The 16,374-nt window shown below is 42.5% G+C and carries 12 protein-coding genes and 1 riboswitch; of the genes, 4 read left to right on the top strand and 8 right to left on the bottom strand.

What is annotated here, in order from left to right:
* The first annotated feature begins 180 nt into the window (after positions 1-180).
* The 3 genes from BWD42_RS10800 (at position 181) to BWD42_RS10790 (ending at position 3,475) form a co-directional block, all read left to right on the top strand.
* Positions 181-1,473: a serine hydrolase domain-containing protein gene (locus tag BWD42_RS10800; RefSeq protein WP_077436149.1), complete on the top strand. Its 1,293-nt coding sequence runs from the start codon at positions 181-183 to the stop codon at positions 1,471-1,473.
* 168 nt (positions 1,474-1,641) lie between these two features.
* Positions 1,642-2,013, top strand: a complete 372-nt coding sequence (locus BWD42_RS10795; RefSeq protein ID WP_077436147.1) for a BlaI/MecI/CopY family transcriptional regulator — start codon at positions 1,642-1,644, stop codon at positions 2,011-2,013.
* A complete protein-coding gene (locus tag BWD42_RS10790; RefSeq protein ID WP_175992026.1) occupies positions 2,006-3,475 on the top strand; it encodes a M56/M15 family metallopeptidase in 1,470 nt (489 codons plus the stop codon). The genes BWD42_RS10795 and BWD42_RS10790 overlap by 8 nt, the downstream gene beginning before the upstream one ends.
* Positions 3,476-3,535: 60 nt before the next feature.
* Here BWD42_RS10790 and BWD42_RS10785 read toward each other — a convergent pair whose 3' ends face one another.
* Positions 3,536-4,300 carry a DUF3050 domain-containing protein gene (locus tag BWD42_RS10785; RefSeq protein WP_077436143.1) on the bottom strand — a complete coding sequence of 255 codons (765 nt, stop codon included), beginning with the start codon at positions 4,298-4,300 and terminating at the stop codon, positions 3,536-3,538.
* A 209-nt stretch (positions 4,301-4,509) separates the two neighbouring features.
* A riboswitch (SAM-I-IV-variant riboswitch) is annotated at positions 4,510-4,603 on the top strand.
* A 66-nt stretch (positions 4,604-4,669) separates the two neighbouring features.
* On the opposite strand from BWD42_RS10785, the gene BWD42_RS10780 reads away from it, so the two are divergent.
* The gene (locus tag BWD42_RS10780) at positions 4,670-4,936 is read left to right on the top strand and encodes a hypothetical protein (protein WP_077436141.1); all 267 of its coding nucleotides are present in this window, start codon (positions 4,670-4,672) and stop codon (positions 4,934-4,936) included.
* A 131-nt stretch (positions 4,937-5,067) separates the two neighbouring features.
* Here the strand turns inward: BWD42_RS10780 and BWD42_RS10775 are convergent, their stop codons facing one another.
* The 7 genes from BWD42_RS10775 to BWD42_RS10745 form a co-directional block, all read right to left on the bottom strand.
* Positions 5,068-5,373, bottom strand: a complete 306-nt coding sequence (locus BWD42_RS10775; RefSeq protein ID WP_077436139.1) for a hypothetical protein — start codon at positions 5,371-5,373, stop codon at positions 5,068-5,070.
* A gap of 493 nt (positions 5,374-5,866) precedes the next feature.
* Entirely contained in the window at positions 5,867-7,330 is a 1,464-nt protein-coding gene (locus BWD42_RS10770) for a polysaccharide lyase 6 family protein (RefSeq protein WP_077436137.1), read from the bottom strand.
* Between the two features lie 39 nt (positions 7,331-7,369).
* A complete protein-coding gene (locus tag BWD42_RS10765) occupies positions 7,370-8,125 on the bottom strand; it encodes a hypothetical protein (RefSeq protein ID WP_077436135.1) in 756 nt (251 codons plus the stop codon).
* 24 nt (positions 8,126-8,149) lie between these two features.
* Positions 8,150-9,694 carry a RagB/SusD family nutrient uptake outer membrane protein gene (locus tag BWD42_RS10760; protein ID WP_077436133.1) on the bottom strand — a complete coding sequence of 515 codons (1,545 nt, stop codon included), beginning with the start codon at positions 9,692-9,694 and terminating at the stop codon, positions 8,150-8,152.
* A gap of 12 nt (positions 9,695-9,706) precedes the next feature.
* On the bottom strand, positions 9,707-12,805 hold the full coding sequence (locus BWD42_RS10755) for a SusC/RagA family TonB-linked outer membrane protein (RefSeq protein ID WP_077436131.1): 3,099 nt from the start codon (positions 12,803-12,805) through the stop codon (positions 9,707-9,709).
* Between the two features lie 260 nt (positions 12,806-13,065).
* The gene (locus BWD42_RS10750; RefSeq protein ID WP_077436129.1) at positions 13,066-15,216 is read right to left on the bottom strand and encodes a TIM-barrel domain-containing protein; all 2,151 of its coding nucleotides are present in this window, start codon (positions 15,214-15,216) and stop codon (positions 13,066-13,068) included.
* Positions 15,217-15,221: 5 nt separating this feature from the next.
* A complete protein-coding gene (locus BWD42_RS10745) occupies positions 15,222-16,358 on the bottom strand; it encodes a glycoside hydrolase family 105 protein (RefSeq protein WP_077436127.1) in 1,137 nt (378 codons plus the stop codon).
* Between the last annotated feature and the right edge of the window lie 16 nt (positions 16,359-16,374).

The following is a 16,374-nucleotide window of genomic DNA, read 5'->3' as shown; positions in this document are numbered from 1 at the left end:
TCTTCACAAATGCCAATATGTTACGAAAAAAAGACATTTTTCAATCAATTATCAATAAAAGAGTGAAATCTGCCAAAAACAGGAGCCAGATGGAAAACAATACGACGGCTTTGCCTATTATACTTATATATACTATCCACAGTAGCTATTAGGTTGATATCATTTACATATTAGTTGATCATGAAAAAAGCCATCTTATTATTCCCATTAATCCTGATACAAATGAGCCCGGCGCAAGAATTTCTATCTGCGGCAGATTCCGATCCCAATAAATTGGGGTGGATGCAGGGATTTCCGCCACCGCAAGACCGAATTATTTCGGCGTTGGACGGTACATTTTTTAAGTTTCCAGCGCTACGTTACAGTGTTTGCCATATGCGTGAATTCTTTCCCTCGAAACTAGTTCCTGCGCCCCTGATCAATCGTTATTCTTTTTCCACCGCCCAAGATTCGGCCATTGATAGCCTAAGCTTTCGACCTCTTGGGGATGAAAAGTCTATCAGCTGGGCAGAATCTCTTTTAAAAAATTATACTGATGGCATCCTTATTCTTCATAAAGGGCGTATTATTTACGAAAAATATTTTGGTGCATTGACTCAAGAAGGCATACACGCGGCGATGTCCGTTAGCAAAACATTCACCGGTACCCTGGCTGCGCAACTCATTGCAGAAGGTCTCTTGGTTGAAAACAAGTACTGTCGGGATTACGTTCCTGAACTTGCACATTCTGCTTTTGGCGATGCTACGGTACGTCAGGTGCTGGACATGACCACAGGCCTGGAGTTCAGTGAAGACTATGCTGATCCGAATGCGGAAATATGGGCCTTCTCCAAAGCCGGAGATCCCTTCCACTTCCAGCGAAGTAGCGATGAACCGGCAAACTACTTTGATTACTTAAAGACGGTAAAGAAAAAAGGTCAGCATGGTGACGCATTCGGCTATAAAACGGTCAATACGGATGTGATGGGCTGGATAATTTCGCGGGTATTGAACAAGCCCCTGTCGCAAGTTCTCTCCGAAAAGATCTGGCAACCACTGGGAGCTAATTTTGATGCCTATTATCTGATCGACGGCGCGGGTATATGCTTTGCGGGCGGAGGACTTAGCGCCAATCTTCGTGATATGGCCATGTTCGGTGAGATGGTGCGCAACAAGGGCTATTTTAACGGTAAACAGATCCTCGCGAAGGAAGTGGTTGAATCCATCCGCTCTGGCGGAAGCCAGCCGGCTTTTGCAAAAGCCGGCTATACTAATCTCAAACAGTGGAGTTATAAAAATATGTGGTGGGTAAGCCATAATGCGGATGGAGCTTTCTGTGCACGTGGCGTCCATGGACAGACGATCTATATAGATCCCAAAGCAGAAATGGTGATCGTCCGATTTGCCTCACATCCCATAGCTTCCAATTCAGCCAACGATGCGTATTCCCTGCCTGCTTATCAGGCCGTGGCGGACTATTTATTGAAAAAATGAAATTAAGATTTTCACAAATATTTCCGCAACCGGACTAACGGTATAAAACCTTACCAAAAAAAAATAAAACAACTATAAATCAGGCAGTTTCAGTTTATCAACTTATTTTTCAGTTTTAAAACTGAAAAATAAGTTGATAAACTGAAAAATAAGTTATAGCTTTAAACTATGGAAGAATTAACAAAAAAAGAAGAAGAGGTTATGCACGCAATATGGAAATTAAAGCAGGCCTTTGTCAAAGATATTATTGAATATATGGATCCGACCCAAACAACACCCTATAATACGATATCATCCATTGTACGGATTTTGGAGAAAAAAGGATACGTGGGTTTCAATGCCTATGGAAAGACGTACCAATATTATCCATTGATCTCCAAGATGCAATACCGAAAGTTTTTCTTTTCGCGTGTAATGAACAAATATTTTGATGATTCTGTCGAAAACCTGGTGTCATTCATTGTCAAGGAACAAAAGATCAGCGAAACGGACATCGAGAAAATCAAGGAAATTATCAATAAAAATAAAGAAGATGAATAACCTGTTTTCCTATAGTATAGAGGCCAATATCAGTTTACTTATTTTAGTCTCGCTCTTTATCCTGGCTTTTCGGCAGCTTTCATTTTTCGGCTTGAACCGATATTTGCTTATTGCCCTGGTTAGCTTTTGTACCCTGGTTCCCTTTCTTAAATTTAAGACCGATTCTGTCGAATTAATCGATTCGAAAACAAAGCCAAATCCGGAAATACTACAGCAAGAGCAGTTAGATTATTCCAATGCCCACCTTTCGATCGAATCCGAAGAGCAGCCCAATCTATGGGATCGGATGGAGTTTAAAAAAATACTCGCGTATGCTTATTTAGTGATTGCCGCCTTCTTTCTGACCCGATTAGTTTATCGCAGCTTAAAACTCGTATTTTATTTAAAGAAGATGGATTTTCAGAAGCATCAGGGAATTAAAGTGATCGCGCCATTCAATCGCTTCAATAATTGCTCGATCTTTCATTATATCTTGATGGATAAAAACAAACTTGAAAGTCCCGAAGGTAAGCTCATCTTTGCCCATGAGGCGCAGCATATTCTAAAAGGACATGCCTGGGACAAATTATTTATCGAACTGATGTGCTGCTTCTTCTGGATAAACCCGGCCATTTATTGGGTCAGGAAAGAATTGCATCGTCTGCATGAATTTCAGGTCGACCGTGCGGTGGGAGAATGCTATGGAAAGACCGATTATGCGAGCTTCCTACTGAACCTGACACAACAACATCAACAATTAGATTATATGCAAAGTAGAATTTTAAAAAACCAAAATGAACTGGTAGAACGTGTCGACAGACTGATGCGAAATCTATCACCACGCACGAAAGGTTATCAGTATCTGCTGTTAGTTCCTTGTATATGCGTATTAATTGTCTCTTTTTCTTTTATTAATCCCCCGAAAGAAAAAATTACCGTTTCCAGAGCTGTTAAAAACGGTGCAAAGACCATTGTGCTGGATCCGGGCCATGGCGGCAAAGATAGTGGAGGCACCAATAGCAAAGGGCTCAAAGAGAAAGATCTCACTTTACAGGCTTGTAAAATGATTCAAAATGAACTCGAAAAAGAAGGTTTTCAGGTTGTATTGACCCATTCGAAAGACGAATTTATGATGCTCAAAGACCGTGCAGCCTTTACTGGCGATGCCTTAATTTCGATCCATTTTGATGTTGACCCTTCCAATGCCAAACGGCCAATCGGCCTGCTGTATCCAAAGGCGGTTGAACTGCCCAAGATACAGGATCAAAGCCGCGAGCTCGCGTTCCGTCTCACACAAAATTTACAAAAGCATGGATTGAACACGCAAAAACCAGCTGAAAGCCATAGCCACGCGATCTTACGGGGAGCGAAAATACCGGCACTCATTGTCAGCTTGGGAAATATGAATACCTTTTCCAATACCTTGGATCCAGAATTTATCAGCGCTTTTGCCCAAGCCTTAAAAACTTCGCTGTCGGAATAATTTTCTGTAAAATTACCAGACCGATCCTTTTTACAGAGATGTCAAACAATAGAAGGTTCCCTACAGGGAATCTTCTATTGCGTTCCAGAGTTCAATACGCTTTTTAAGCGCCTCTTTACTGACTATTTTCATTTCCTCCCACTTTTCATCATCGTCTTTGGCCAGATCGCCGATCATCTGCATGGCCAAGGGACCATGTTCATCACCGTCCAGATCAATATGACGTTGGAAATAGTAGATAAAATTATCTAAGCTTGATTCAGGAAAGTTGGACTTCAATTCCTGTAAGATGGAAGTAAACATTCCCGGGATAAGGTCTTCACGACCGAATGTAAAGGCAGCAGCAATTTTATGTACCTCGCCTTCTTCGATCAGTTCAAATGTAAAATTCAGAAAATCTTTGATCCTTTTATCCAAGGTTGTCACTGCGATGGCATCAAAAATACTTTTAGATTGCTTAGCATGGGTTATAAACTTATTGACAAGGTGAAGATCAGCTCCCATTTCATTCATTGCGTCCAAATACATTTCAAAATGGCTCAAACGGCGACCATCAATATATTCGTCGGACTCCTCCGCTAAAACAATTTCATTGATCAGATAACGTGTTGATGGATGTTCACTTGCAAACCAAGGCAATGTTGTACAGGTCAATTTAATCTGTAAAGCTTTTAATAAAGACATAAAATCCCATACAGCATACACATGCCCTTCTGTAAAAGAACGTAGATTCTTGATCGTTTTGATTTTACGATACAAAGGGTGTTGCAATAATACCTCGCGTTCGGCAGCAATGTATTCGTTAATTTCCGCAATTCTATTCATGCCGCAAAAGTATTGTCTTATCGCTGTTTTTTAAAGTATTTTCGACGAGATTACAGTATCATGATAAATTATCAGTCACCTATCCACTTCATAACCAAATCAAAGCTGAATGACTAACCTCACTTTTGTATGTCTTATCTTCATAACTACAACCAATTACTGCTAAAAACAAAAATATTTTTAATTATAAAAAATAATCTACTATATTTGTAGAGTATTCAGAATTGCATGATGCAATACCAACCGAGTGTAGACACCGCGGTGGTAAATTAATACGGGTTTCGACCAAAATAAACGTTAAACAACGCTTATTTTCCCAACAAGATCTGGATACAGTTTATGGTTTAATCCTTTAAATTTTTAAATTGTATGGCTACAACAACAAATCTTTACCAACACTTACTGGAAAAATTCAACTACTATTCCACCGACGAACTGATTCAGCTCAACAACGACACAATCTTAGGCCAAGGCTGGGGCTCGGCCAAAGCAACTTTTAGAACCGCTTTAATCAGCACGTTCTCCAAAAGAGGACTGGATCTTTCTAATATTATTTCTAAGGAAGATGGGTTTACCTCAGTGAAGCAGGTACCAGTGCGTTTGGAACACAATGTATTGATTCCACTGCAATCCTAATTTCTAGCTACATCATCTCAATTTTTCGTCTGCTCTTCTGATAGCCAAGCATACATTATGCGATTTATACTGTTGGAAGAGCGGATAAAAAAGTTGTCACAAGGAGTAGAATCGAAAAAGGTAGGCCTAGCCTACCCTTTTGTCAATGAGTGGTGATATTTTAAGGTATGATTGAGCGAATATGCAGTCTGCCGGGCATCGTCCTGATAAGACGATAGATCTTCACAATTCCGAATATCTGCAACATCTACTTTTTTTCTTACTTTGCTGATGACTTGATTTAACTCGGTTCTCCAGTTGCCCGGATCGCCAAAATCGTCCATCCAATTTTTACTGATAAACTTCTTGTAGTTCAAAAGCAAAATATACAATTCCTCACCACTACCAGCGCGATTAATTGATGTACGCCAGTTCTCTAATTTTTCTTTAAAACTCATAACCAGCAATATACAAAAAAATAGGGACATTCCAAAATCACCTTAGTTGAATTGGATGAATATTATATACTTTTCCTTTCTCCGCGATAATTTTTAGGTGTAGCAAACGGAGAACAGGTAGTGACCAAATTATACCTTTTAACGGTACTTGTTCAGTGCTCGTTCAGTCATTGTTCAGTGATTACTCAGTACGGACTGAATAAACAGAGACTGACTACTGTCTAAAAACTGATTGAAATTTGTCTTTAGGTATAATTTGATATCAACATGTTTCCGTTTTAATATCTATCCGGATTATCTATAGCCTCACCAGGCTATTGCTTTGGAACTGCCGAACCTCATTTCATAAATTTTAGTATCTTTCATCTTCCTACTGGAAACCCGCCCGATCATGGAGTTCGGAAATATAGACTGACAACATCAAAATTATATGCGATAAAAAAAGCGGAGAATAAACAGTTTATTCTCCGCATAAAATAATGTTTAGGATCACTTACGGATTAATAACCAAGCTGCTCCCCAATCCGGTCATAAATCCCGGACCTATATTTTGTGCTTTCAGCAAATCCCGATGTTTGGCATCCAATTTTGGAGCGCCAGCATCCGCTGCGGCCGCAAAAGGATAGTTACCCACAAAGGCACCCAACACCGGACTAGTACTGGTCGGCTCATAGATTCCGTCGGTTGTCAGTGTATATTGTGGGTTCTGACGTATAAATCCAGCTGGAAGCTGTTGGCTTGTTGGCACATCAAATACAATATTTCCCATATAAGTAAAATTAACAGGTTGATCTGTAAAAGTCAGCATGGTTGAAGTAGCAGCTTGTGACACCACATTATTGGCGATATGTCCGTCTGTCGGTGGCAAAGTACGACCGTTTCCCCCTTTCCCTGAACCAATATCAAATGACTGTTTACATTTAATCATCGTATTGGCCACTACCTTCACACGTTTTACCTGAAAATAGCCGCTTAATGGTGAGTTAGGTACACCGTCCATGATGGCCAGGGGAGCTTTCTGTCCTGTTCCTGCCATATTCTGGAAGTAATTATTGTAGACAATATGGTCCTCTCCGATTATCCGGATACCACCCGCTGCACTATTGCCGTTACCGACAAAATAGTTTCCATAAACAGCAGAACCATTACCATGTCTTAAGCATAGCGTTCCCTGGCTCTCATGGAAGAAATTATTGCGGATGGTATCGGCTCCCATTTTATTCGAGATAATTTCCGTTTCGCCGTTACAGCGTTGAAAGATATTATCTTCAATCGTCGTGTATGCATTGGTCATGGACCAGTCGCTTGTTCCGATACGGATTGTTTCGCCACCATTATCAGGTAACGCAGCCCGTTCGCCAAAGAAATTGTGATCAATCCGATGCTTCATCGTTTTACTTGTTCCCCAAACAACCATTGTAGGTCCTTGATGTAATTTCCCCTTGAGATAACAATGATCAATACGATGGTTGGATCCGTTAATGGAAACCCATCTATAGTCAGTAGTCGCAGCAGGTGGATTATAATCCACAATAGCGGTGTTTGTTAACCTACAGTTGGATGAAGAAGAGGTAAAATCAACCACATTCTTTCCAGAAGTATAGCCCTCCTGAAAGACCAGACCATTGACAACAAGCCATTTACCTGTAATGCTAATGGAGGAAGTACCCGTCATGGTCACAGTGCCGGGTTGCTCAGCCATTAGTACAATAGGTTGCTGGCTGGTACCTTGGGCATTAAATGTCAATTCCTGATTTGTCCATTGTCCCGATTTCATGATCACCGTGTCGCCTGGCTGTAGACTTAAGGCCTGAAGGTCGGCAGCCGATTGAATGGTATGGCACTGCACACAGGCGATACCATTTAGTTGCAATTTTACCGCAGCTGGTTTTTCACAACTACTCCCCATCACCAATAACAGTGATAAAGCGGATAATACTGAAAAGTTTCTCATCATATTTATATTTGTTTATAAGGTTCTTTTTGCAAGGTTCACCTAAAATGGATACACCGTGGTATTTCCCTTAGATCCAAAAACATGGACTACGCCATTCGTTGTCACATAACCGCCAGACCTATTCGTTGTTTTATCGTTGATCTGAATCGGCGCCAGATCATTGTTATTGACCAGTTTTAGATACATCACCCCCTCCTGGTTGAAACCTTTGCCCTCATTCATGTACCCTAACAGCGAGCTTTTACTTGCCACGGTATTTTCGGGTAGCAATGTCTTGGCTTTTACATTGGAAATAGTCAATTTATCAAAGTTGTAATTTCCCTGTAAAATGAGATAAAGAAAATAGTTCCGGACATCATCCCGGTTATAATCTTCCCATTTTGTAGCCGGGCGGGTAATGGGTTTACCTGTACCATCAACACCGGTCACAATGGGGACATCGAAGAAGAGGCCCGCAGTTACCTTCTTCGTTTTGGCATCCCAGGTCTTTATCGCCTCATTATGTAAAAAGATAAAGGTGCGGTCCGTCTTATCCAGTTCCTCAAGACCGATACCAGCATAGTCCAGCCCCTTACGCATCCATTTAAAGACCGTATCCGACGGGTTCTCGAGGGTCTCATAGGAACGATTTTCCAAAAATTTACGGGCACTGATCCCAATATTGGGATCCAGTGTTTTATGCTTATAATCATAGTTTTCCTGCAATTCCATATCAAAAAGGGAACAGCCCGTTGTCAGTAAAGTCAGGAGCACTACTCCTACTTGTATCCACTTGATGTTAAAATTTCTTTTCATGATTTCCTTTTCTAAATTCCCGCATTAATCTGTATACCCCGGATTTTGAACCAACAAACTATTGGAGTTCAAAACATTTCTATTCAGCGGCCAGTAAGCTCGATTTTTAGGATCTAAGAATCCCGGCATTTCCAGATTTCCGGCATCCTCTTGCCTACGTTTCAGAATAGGGTCCATCACGGCCTTAACACGATTTGTCCTTACCAGGTCGAACCACCTTTTCCCTTCTCCGAAAAGCTCCAACTGCCGTTCGTTCAGGATTGCCGTTTCCAGTGCGTAGGGGCTTCCCACTTCAGCTGCATTCACATCGTACAATGGTAGTTGAGCTCGTTTGCGCACAAAATTCAAATATTTAATGGCTTTTTCCCTGTCGCCCCTGGCATTCAGGGCTTCGGCATATAATAGATAGATGTCACTCAGACGGTACATGGTTAGATAGACCGGAAGCAATTGATTTGTTGCTGGCCAAGGGTCAGCCTTAGTTGGATTTGCTTCTGTCGGATACCACTTAATAAATCGATCACGCTTATTGCTTGGCATACCGAAATAAACATCCAACGTCTGTTTTGGTCGAATATCCGGACTTGGGGTATTCGTTGTCTGCGGTAGAAACCAACTGGCCCAGATCCCCTCGTCCACAATCACCTGTTTGTTATTTGAGGTCCAGGAAGTTTGCATGCATGCACAGCCATTTTTCAGATAATCCCAGTGGATACTCCAGATCGTCTCTTTACTAGAAGATGGGTTTGTAAAGATGGTCTTCCAGGTCGCTGCATCCTGTAGATTGGTTTCATTTAAACCGGCATAAGTGACATTGGTCGGCGACTTTGCCAAGAATAATTTCTCGATCCACTTTATCGCATTTTCATGATCCCCTTGCCACATATATACGTCGGCCATGATCGCGCATATCCCAGCCTCGCCAATTGTCCACAAGGGGCTTTTGGCATCTTTTATAATCAACGAATAGGCTTTTTCCAGATCAGGAATGATGACGTCTTTTATGAGCTTCTCTTTCGGCTCTCGTGCTCTTTCAGCGGGTTGCTGCACATCTTCGTATGGCTCTAACCAGATCGGTGCATCACCCCAGACACGGACAATATAAAAGTAAGACATGGCACGAAGCGCATAACTCTGTGCTAAATAATCGTTCTGCATGGCCATGGTTATGCGACTATCCAATTGTGCAGCCTGCGGAATATATTTGATGTTATTATTCGCCCGCCCGATCGTTGTATATAGGCCGCTCCAATCTGAAAAATCATTGGAAGGAGTGATACTGTTCAATACAATTTCATCGACATAGTCCTTGGTATAGCTAATAAAGCGATCAAAATTATCGGATCGATATTCTCCCCAGTAAAGATATTTCTCGGTATACTGTTCTTTTCCGACCATTTCAAGCTGAAAAGCACTATACATGCCAGCCATTGCAGCCCGTACATCATACATATTTTTATAGTGCTGCTCCAATGTTCCATCTGCAAGGGGTTTTTCGTCAAGGAATTTTTTACAGCCACCCAAGGTGCCTAAAAAAAGTAATGCTGCTAATATTTTTATTTTGTACATAACTGAAATCTTCTAAAAATTAACATTTACACCGAAACCAAACTCTCTCCTTCTTGGATAACGACCATCGTCCTCCCCCGGTGTCAACGGATTCGATGTACTGAATTCAGGGTCATAGCCCGTATAGTTCGTCCAGGTCAATAGATTTGTTCCATAGATATAGGCAGTAAGCCCTTTCATTTTCAATTTATTAGCCAAATTTGGACTAAATGTATAGGCGAGACGTGCACTGGCAAGCCGAATAAACGAAGCATCTTCGATATAAAGACTGTTTTGGTTCGTCTTCATGTTTCCGCGGTTATTTCTTTCAGGATAGTAGGGATACTTGGCCTCATCGCCTGGTTTACGCCATACATTGTATACCATATCCGGTGACCCAGCTCCAGTATTTGAAGGATAATTCTGGCGTTGTAGCAAAGCGTTATACACTTCCCCGCCGATTGCACCGTTGAACAAAACATTTAAAGAAAAGCGTTTGTAGGTAAATGTCTGCATAAAACCAAAATAGAAATCAGGGGTAGGATTTCCCAGAATCATACGGTCATCATCGTTGATCAAGCTATCGCGTTTGTTGTTGAGCCACTCAGCATCCCCGCCTTTCAGCTTGCCGTCCGGAGCATACAGATGATGTACCGTACCCTCGTAATTTTGACCATTTGATGTATACACTGGTTTACCGTCACGGTACAATGGCTTACCTTGGTCATCGAGCACCAGTGTCAGCTTATCCCAGTTGTCGTTATAGGCATTGGATTCATCCCAAGCATATACACCGAGATTACGCCATCCGTAAAAATTACCGATGCGTCCACCTTCTTCGAGATACCATTTATTACCCGGAAAGAAAGGAATACCGTCGGCCAGTTTTACCACTTTGCCACGCTCAAAGGAGATATTTCCATTGATTTCCCAGCTGAAATTTGATTTAACAATCGGTCTGGCACTAACAACAAACTCCATTCCTCGGGTTCGGATTGATCCCACATTTACCTGAAGTTTGGTATACCCGGTTTCTTTTGGCAGTTCCCTTGGATATAATAGATCCGTGGTTGTTTTCACATAGTAGTCCGCAGTAAAGCCCAACCTTCCATTGAGAAATGTAAGATCCAAGCCCACATTATTCTGCGTAGTCATTTCCCATTTGATCAAATAATTACCTAATGTCGGCGTCATCGCAGCTCCCCCTACACCATTATAATTTCCGCCAAATGCTACTTTGGCATACGATTCGTAATCCCCAATTTTATCATTTCCGAGCTGTCCAAAACTATATCTGAGTTTAGCATCCTGTAATGCCGGTTTAGCCCATTTCATAAAATTTTCGTCAGAGAATCGCCAAGCGGCTGACCCCGAGAAAAAATTCCCCCATTTGTTACTAGGTCCAAACCTTGAAGACCCATCTCTCCGATAGGAAGCCTGCAGGAGGTAACGGCTTTTATAATTGTAGCCGATCCTGCTGAATAAGGAAGCTGTCGCATTTGCAGTCGCCGATGTATAGGTCTTTGATGAAGTCAGGTAATCTGGAAATGTAACCAGAACCTCCTCGTTGACGCTGTTCAGATATTCAGAGTGGAAACGATCGAAACGTCTACGATCTGCACTGAATCCCAATAGGGCATATACATTATGGTCCTGTGCGAATGTTTTGTTATAATTGGCAAATGCCTGGAATTCCCAGGAAAATGTCTTGGTAAATTCATTCGAACCACTGTTCTGATCTTTATTGGCCGAAAGAAAACGAGGCGAAAAACCCGTATTTTGCAAGTTGTCCAACCGCGCATTAAACAACGTTGTCAGCTTCAGATCATTTGTTAATTGATAGTCCAATTGGTTATTAAATTGCCCTGAATAGGTTTCGTCAATGTTTTGTTCATACAATGCATTGGCGATGGGATTTCGTTTAGATCCAACATAACTCGTTAATGATCCGTCAGGATAATAGATTAATGAATATGCCGGCCTGTCCATAACGACGCGCACCGTATTGGCGATTGGAATAGTATTGCCTTTTTGCCAGGAAAAGGAGATATTGTTTGAGTATCTCAGTTTCGATGAAGCTTGATACTCCACGTTGATCCGCGACTGCAAACGCTTTGCGTAGCTATTCAGGATAATGGACTTATCATCCAAATAGTTTAAACTGCTGTAATAACGAAGATTTTTTTGACCACCTCCTACACTTAACTTGATCTCCTTCTTTTGGGCAAGATTGCCGAGAAGCAATCGCTGAAGATCATTATCTGCATTAAAGCTTGGATTTAGGGAGTCGATATTGCTATTTTGTCCCTGTATATTTCTAAACTCGCGGACTTCAGCCGAATTGCTCACCGGAATATAATGTGCCAGACGGCCAAAGAGATGATTATAATTAACATTAATCAGAGGTTTCCCTTCGGCACCACGCTTGGTTGTGATCAAAATAACACCATTCGCTGCGCGCGATCCATAGATTGAGGCAGATGCAGCATCTTTTAATACTTCGATGTTTTCGATATCCGTAGGATTAATATTTGCGCCATCCGGATTGATAACACCATCGACCAGATATAAAGGCCCGTTACCGCCATTCAAAGTTGAGGTTCCCCGTACCTGTATAGAGCCCGTTGCCCCCGGAGCACCACCGCCATCATTAACAATCAGTACACCAGCTGCTTGTCCCTGTAAGGCATCAAATAGATTAACGGGTTGTCTTTCCTGGATTTTTTTTGCGCCGACAGAAGATATTGCCCCGGTTAAGTCCCGTTTTTTGGCCACGCTGCCATAACCTGTTACAACAATCTCATCCAATGCATTGTCATTTTCGACCAGCTGTACATCAATTTGTCGCTGTGCACCGACCGTTCGTTCCTCTACCTTCATACCCACTTGGCTAAAAACTAGCGTACTTGAGGGAATAGCCTCAATCTGATACTTACCAGCTGCATCTGTGCTTGTCCCTTGGTTCTTTCCTTTTACCCGGACGCTTACCCCCTGCAGTGCCTCACCTTTGCTATTGCTCACCTTGCCGGAAAGCCTAACATTTTGCTGTGCAAAGATCGGTAAACCCATACTTCCCATCATTAAAAATAGGCAGAGTACAAAGCACCCCATTTTTGTGATACTTTTCATCATAAGTTAGATATTTATTAATTGGTTATTTATTATGCTAAGGTATGCTTGGCTCCCATAGCCACATTCCGTCACAGCTTCCATATAGATCGAAGCTCATGACAAAACTATCCGTATTCCTTTTTTGGTTATTTTTTATAATTCGTTATTACCCCAAATATCGCGTACTTACGCTCGTCGGAGGGTGTAAATTCTGTTCTTTTTAGCGGTAAAAAATGATCAATTGACCTCAAATATTTATTTATTTGATCAATAGGAATCAGTTATTCTGTTTTTTTCAATTTTGACATAAATTCAAATTGAACCCTTCCGTACGTGTTTGGTTTTCCGGCCTGCGTTCCGGATATTTCTCCGAAAAGCTGCCCTTTTGCATTTTTTTTGATCAGCACCCGGCGCCATGAATACATTCCTTTTTCATAGTCAAAGCTCACACCATCATCATCGTAGAGCTGATAATTTCCCTCCTTCTCCCCGTAGTGACGAATGGTCAGATCAACTTTCTCATTGGGGAGCGGTGTATGTAAACGACTGCCCATCATGGGTATAATTCCACCATCTTTGACGTAAACAGGTATACGGTCCATGCCCGGATCAGCAAGGATCTCTTCGCCATTGCCCACATATTTTCCGGTATAGAAGTCATACCAGTTGCCTTTGGGCAACAATACCTTTCGGGATGACTCTCCAGCAAATAAGGGCGCGACCAGGATATATTCGCCACACATATATTGATCCTTTACTTCCCTATTGACAGCTTCCAGGTAAGGATTGGTTTCCAGATCCTGATTGCCCAAGACAGCCTTAGCCTGCCCCTGAAACCCTTCTTCCAATACCATTGCCCTGAAAGGCGGTGTGCCCTCAAAATGATACTTTGCAAATTCGGAATATAAATACGGCATCAGCTCCATCCTTAATTGTGCATAGTATTTCACCTGATCAGCGACTTCGGGAAAAGACCAAGGTTTTGTCCCGCTGGACCAGGCATTGATCATAGCCATTGGCGAAAAGACAACGGACTGAAAACGACGTAACCATTCCTGTCCTGTTTTCGATCCCCGCACTTCCGGCGTCCATAGTACACCGCAAAATCCACTATTGACCAGTGCTGTGATAAAATCTTGATGACTATAATAGTCGTTATAGATGACATAGGGCAAATTATTGGCTCCCGCATTCGATGCGCGCACCAGCCCATAGGTTCGCGTATTCTTGCTCCGGTATAAACTATCTGTCAGTTTCTGCGCCAGCACACCATAGGTTTGCCGCATCTGGATCCCACTGATACCCGAGGGAAATTTGGCCATATCGGGCCAAAGGTAATAATCGTAGCCATCGACTTCATCCATTTTATAACCACTGACGCCAATATTGAGCTGCGCATCCATGAATTGTTTAGCGAGGATCTTTCTGGCCTCAGGATGATTTAAATCTGGTACCGTACCGCTCCATACCGTATGGGAGCACGTATAAGGTTCGATAGCCTTACTGATCCCCGCTTCGGGTGAAATATATGGGTTCGTCCAGAGATTTAGACGGATTGCTTTTGTGGCCAACTTCTTGATCAGGGAAGCAGGATCTGGAAAACGTCCTTTATCCCATTCAAAGGTACAAGGGTAAGCGCGCGATTGCCATCCGGGCTCAAGGCCAATGAAATCAAGTGGGAAACCATGTTTTTCAAACTGGTCGGCTTCGTTGAGCACCTCTTCAGCAGTGTAGAGTTTCTGCACCCGTTGTGTAAATCCTAGCCCCCATCGCGGTGGCAATGTACCACCACCACAGAAAAGATTGTATCTTTTGATGGCGTCCAGGGGGTTGATGCCTGCGAAGACATAAATTTCCACGCCTGCAGCCGGGATATAAATCTCCATCGCATCTGAGTAAGGACGCGAGTTCCAGCTTTTATCGGTATTACGATCCTTGGCTTCCGCTGGTTCCTTTGCATCTTTACGAACACCGGTACCAACATAGTAAGTCAGGTACTGGGCAGAATTTACAAGCACACCATAGCCCCTGGAAGAAACATAAAAAGGAACAGGAGCATGTGTACGACCGTTATCTTTACCTCCATAATGGTCAACATGCAGGTTGAGGATCTTACCACGTTGGTGAACAGTCTGGAAATTCAGGCCTAAACCATAGATCTGTTCATTTTTTGTCAATGGCATCCGTACATAGGTTTTCCCGTCAATCAGTTCCGCATGAACCTCCATTTTTGGTAATGGAAAATCAGTTGACTGTAGCTGTTCAAGTGTTGCGGCCCGCGGTTTAATAGCAGCAGCACCTAGCAGCGTGTATTTCTCGGGTTGACCGAAAGTACCTTTCCATACACCCGGATACTGCTCCTTCCACTGAATAGGTTGTGCTTTTGCCTGACTACAGAGCAACAGCATAAGAATCATTAGTATTCTTTCCATTGCAGTTATTTTTTTAACAGGGCATATACACACCAAAGTATGGGAGCCTGTCCATGCATATCACCCGTTTTTTGTTTTCGGTCTAGATAATATTGATAATCATTTTTTCGGTTGGTACCCTCACAGACATTGGCGATATCTCCTTGTTCGTTAATGTAACCAACGAGAGCCAACCAAGCCTTGCGAGCGATCTGTGCATATTCCTTTTCATCCAGCCAACCATTTCGCACTCCCGTAATCAAGGCATAAGTAAACATGGCTGACCCGGAAGTTTCCACCCAGGATTCCGGTTTATCAATCAGCTGTCCCCATAGACCGTCTCCCCGCTGATACTTTTTGAGACTTGCCATCATTTTTTTGTAAGCGGCTAATATTGCAGGTCTATTGGGATTATCGGTTGGTAAGGAAGACAACAGTTCACTCATCCCTGCCGCCATCCAGCCATTTCCCCTTCCCCAAAAGAAAGGTGCATCCGGCGCATGATAGAATAGACCATTCTCCTTTTGGATGGTATCGAGGTAGACCAGCATTTCATGGGCGGCTCTATCGATATATTTACGTTCCCCCGTCACCTGAAATGCCTTGGACTGCACCATTGTGATCATATACATATCGTCTATCCAATAACGTGTCTGCCAGGTCAATCCCTTATCCAAAAACTTTTGGTAGTTATCCTTCACCGCTTGAGGTGAATCAATTGGGATAGTCCATTGCGCATCAGCGAAACGCATCCCCATCTCCCGAAAGGTTTTGTTTTTTGTCTGCTGATAGAGTTCCAAGGGAACGGTTCCAAATACGGCAAAATCCACATGCCAGGGCCGTGGCACCAAATGTTTTTCCGTATCAAAAAAAGGCATAAAGCGTTTGGTAAGCTGCTCAAGTAAGACCTTATCCTGATTGATATCAGCAAACTTCAGGGCACCATACCAGGTACAGACTTCGGGGTAAGTAATAGATCGGGGGGGCGCCGGTGGTTTAAAGCTGTTATGTGGACTTTCGACAAAACGCTGCGTGACCAAACGGCCCACGGTTACAGGATTGGCCTTCTCGGGCCAGTTTTTTAAATCGATGCTTTGTGCCTGGCCATATAGTGCCACGAACACAGCAATACCCGAGAGTATTGACCTCAAAACATTCATCATTAGCTTGGTTTATATT

Source organism: Sphingobacterium sp. CZ-UAM (assembly GCF_002000245.1).
Lineage (GTDB): Bacteria > Bacteroidota > Bacteroidia > Sphingobacteriales > Sphingobacteriaceae > Sphingobacterium.
The sequence above is the reverse complement of the archived record's forward strand: the minus strand, read 5'-3'. Positions and strand labels throughout refer to the sequence as shown.

Bases quoted from the DNA above. Each gene is read 5' to 3' on its own strand.
- BWD42_RS10760 (WP_077436133.1), bottom strand. From the start codon at position 9,694: ATGTACAAAATAAAAATATTAGCAGCATTACTTTTTTTAGGCACCTTG.
- BWD42_RS10775 (WP_077436139.1), bottom strand. From the start codon at position 5,373: ATGAGTTTTAAAGAAAAATTAGAGAACTGGCGTACATCAATTAATCGC.
- BWD42_RS10785 (WP_077436143.1), bottom strand. From the start codon at position 4,300: ATGAATAGAATTGCGGAAATTAACGAATACATTGCTGCCGAACGCGAG.
- BWD42_RS10795 (WP_077436147.1), top strand. From the start codon at position 1,642: ATGGAAGAATTAACAAAAAAAGAAGAAGAGGTTATGCACGCAATATGG.
- BWD42_RS10800 (WP_077436149.1), top strand. From the start codon at position 181: ATGAAAAAAGCCATCTTATTATTCCCATTAATCCTGATACAAATGAGC.
- BWD42_RS10790 (WP_175992026.1), top strand. From the start codon at position 2,006: ATGAATAACCTGTTTTCCTATAGTATAGAGGCCAATATCAGTTTACTT.
- BWD42_RS10750 (WP_077436129.1), bottom strand. From the start codon at position 15,216: ATGGAAAGAATACTAATGATTCTTATGCTGTTGCTCTGTAGTCAGGCA.
- BWD42_RS10770 (WP_077436137.1), bottom strand. From the start codon at position 7,330: ATGATGAGAAACTTTTCAGTATTATCCGCTTTATCACTGTTATTGGTG.
- BWD42_RS10780 (WP_077436141.1), top strand. From the start codon at position 4,670: ATGGCTACAACAACAAATCTTTACCAACACTTACTGGAAAAATTCAAC.
- BWD42_RS10745 (WP_077436127.1), bottom strand. From the start codon at position 16,358: ATGATGAATGTTTTGAGGTCAATACTCTCGGGTATTGCTGTGTTCGTG.
- BWD42_RS10755 (WP_077436131.1), bottom strand. From the start codon at position 12,805: ATGATGAAAAGTATCACAAAAATGGGGTGCTTTGTACTCTGCCTATTT.
- BWD42_RS10765 (WP_077436135.1), bottom strand. From the start codon at position 8,125: ATGAAAAGAAATTTTAACATCAAGTGGATACAAGTAGGAGTAGTGCTC.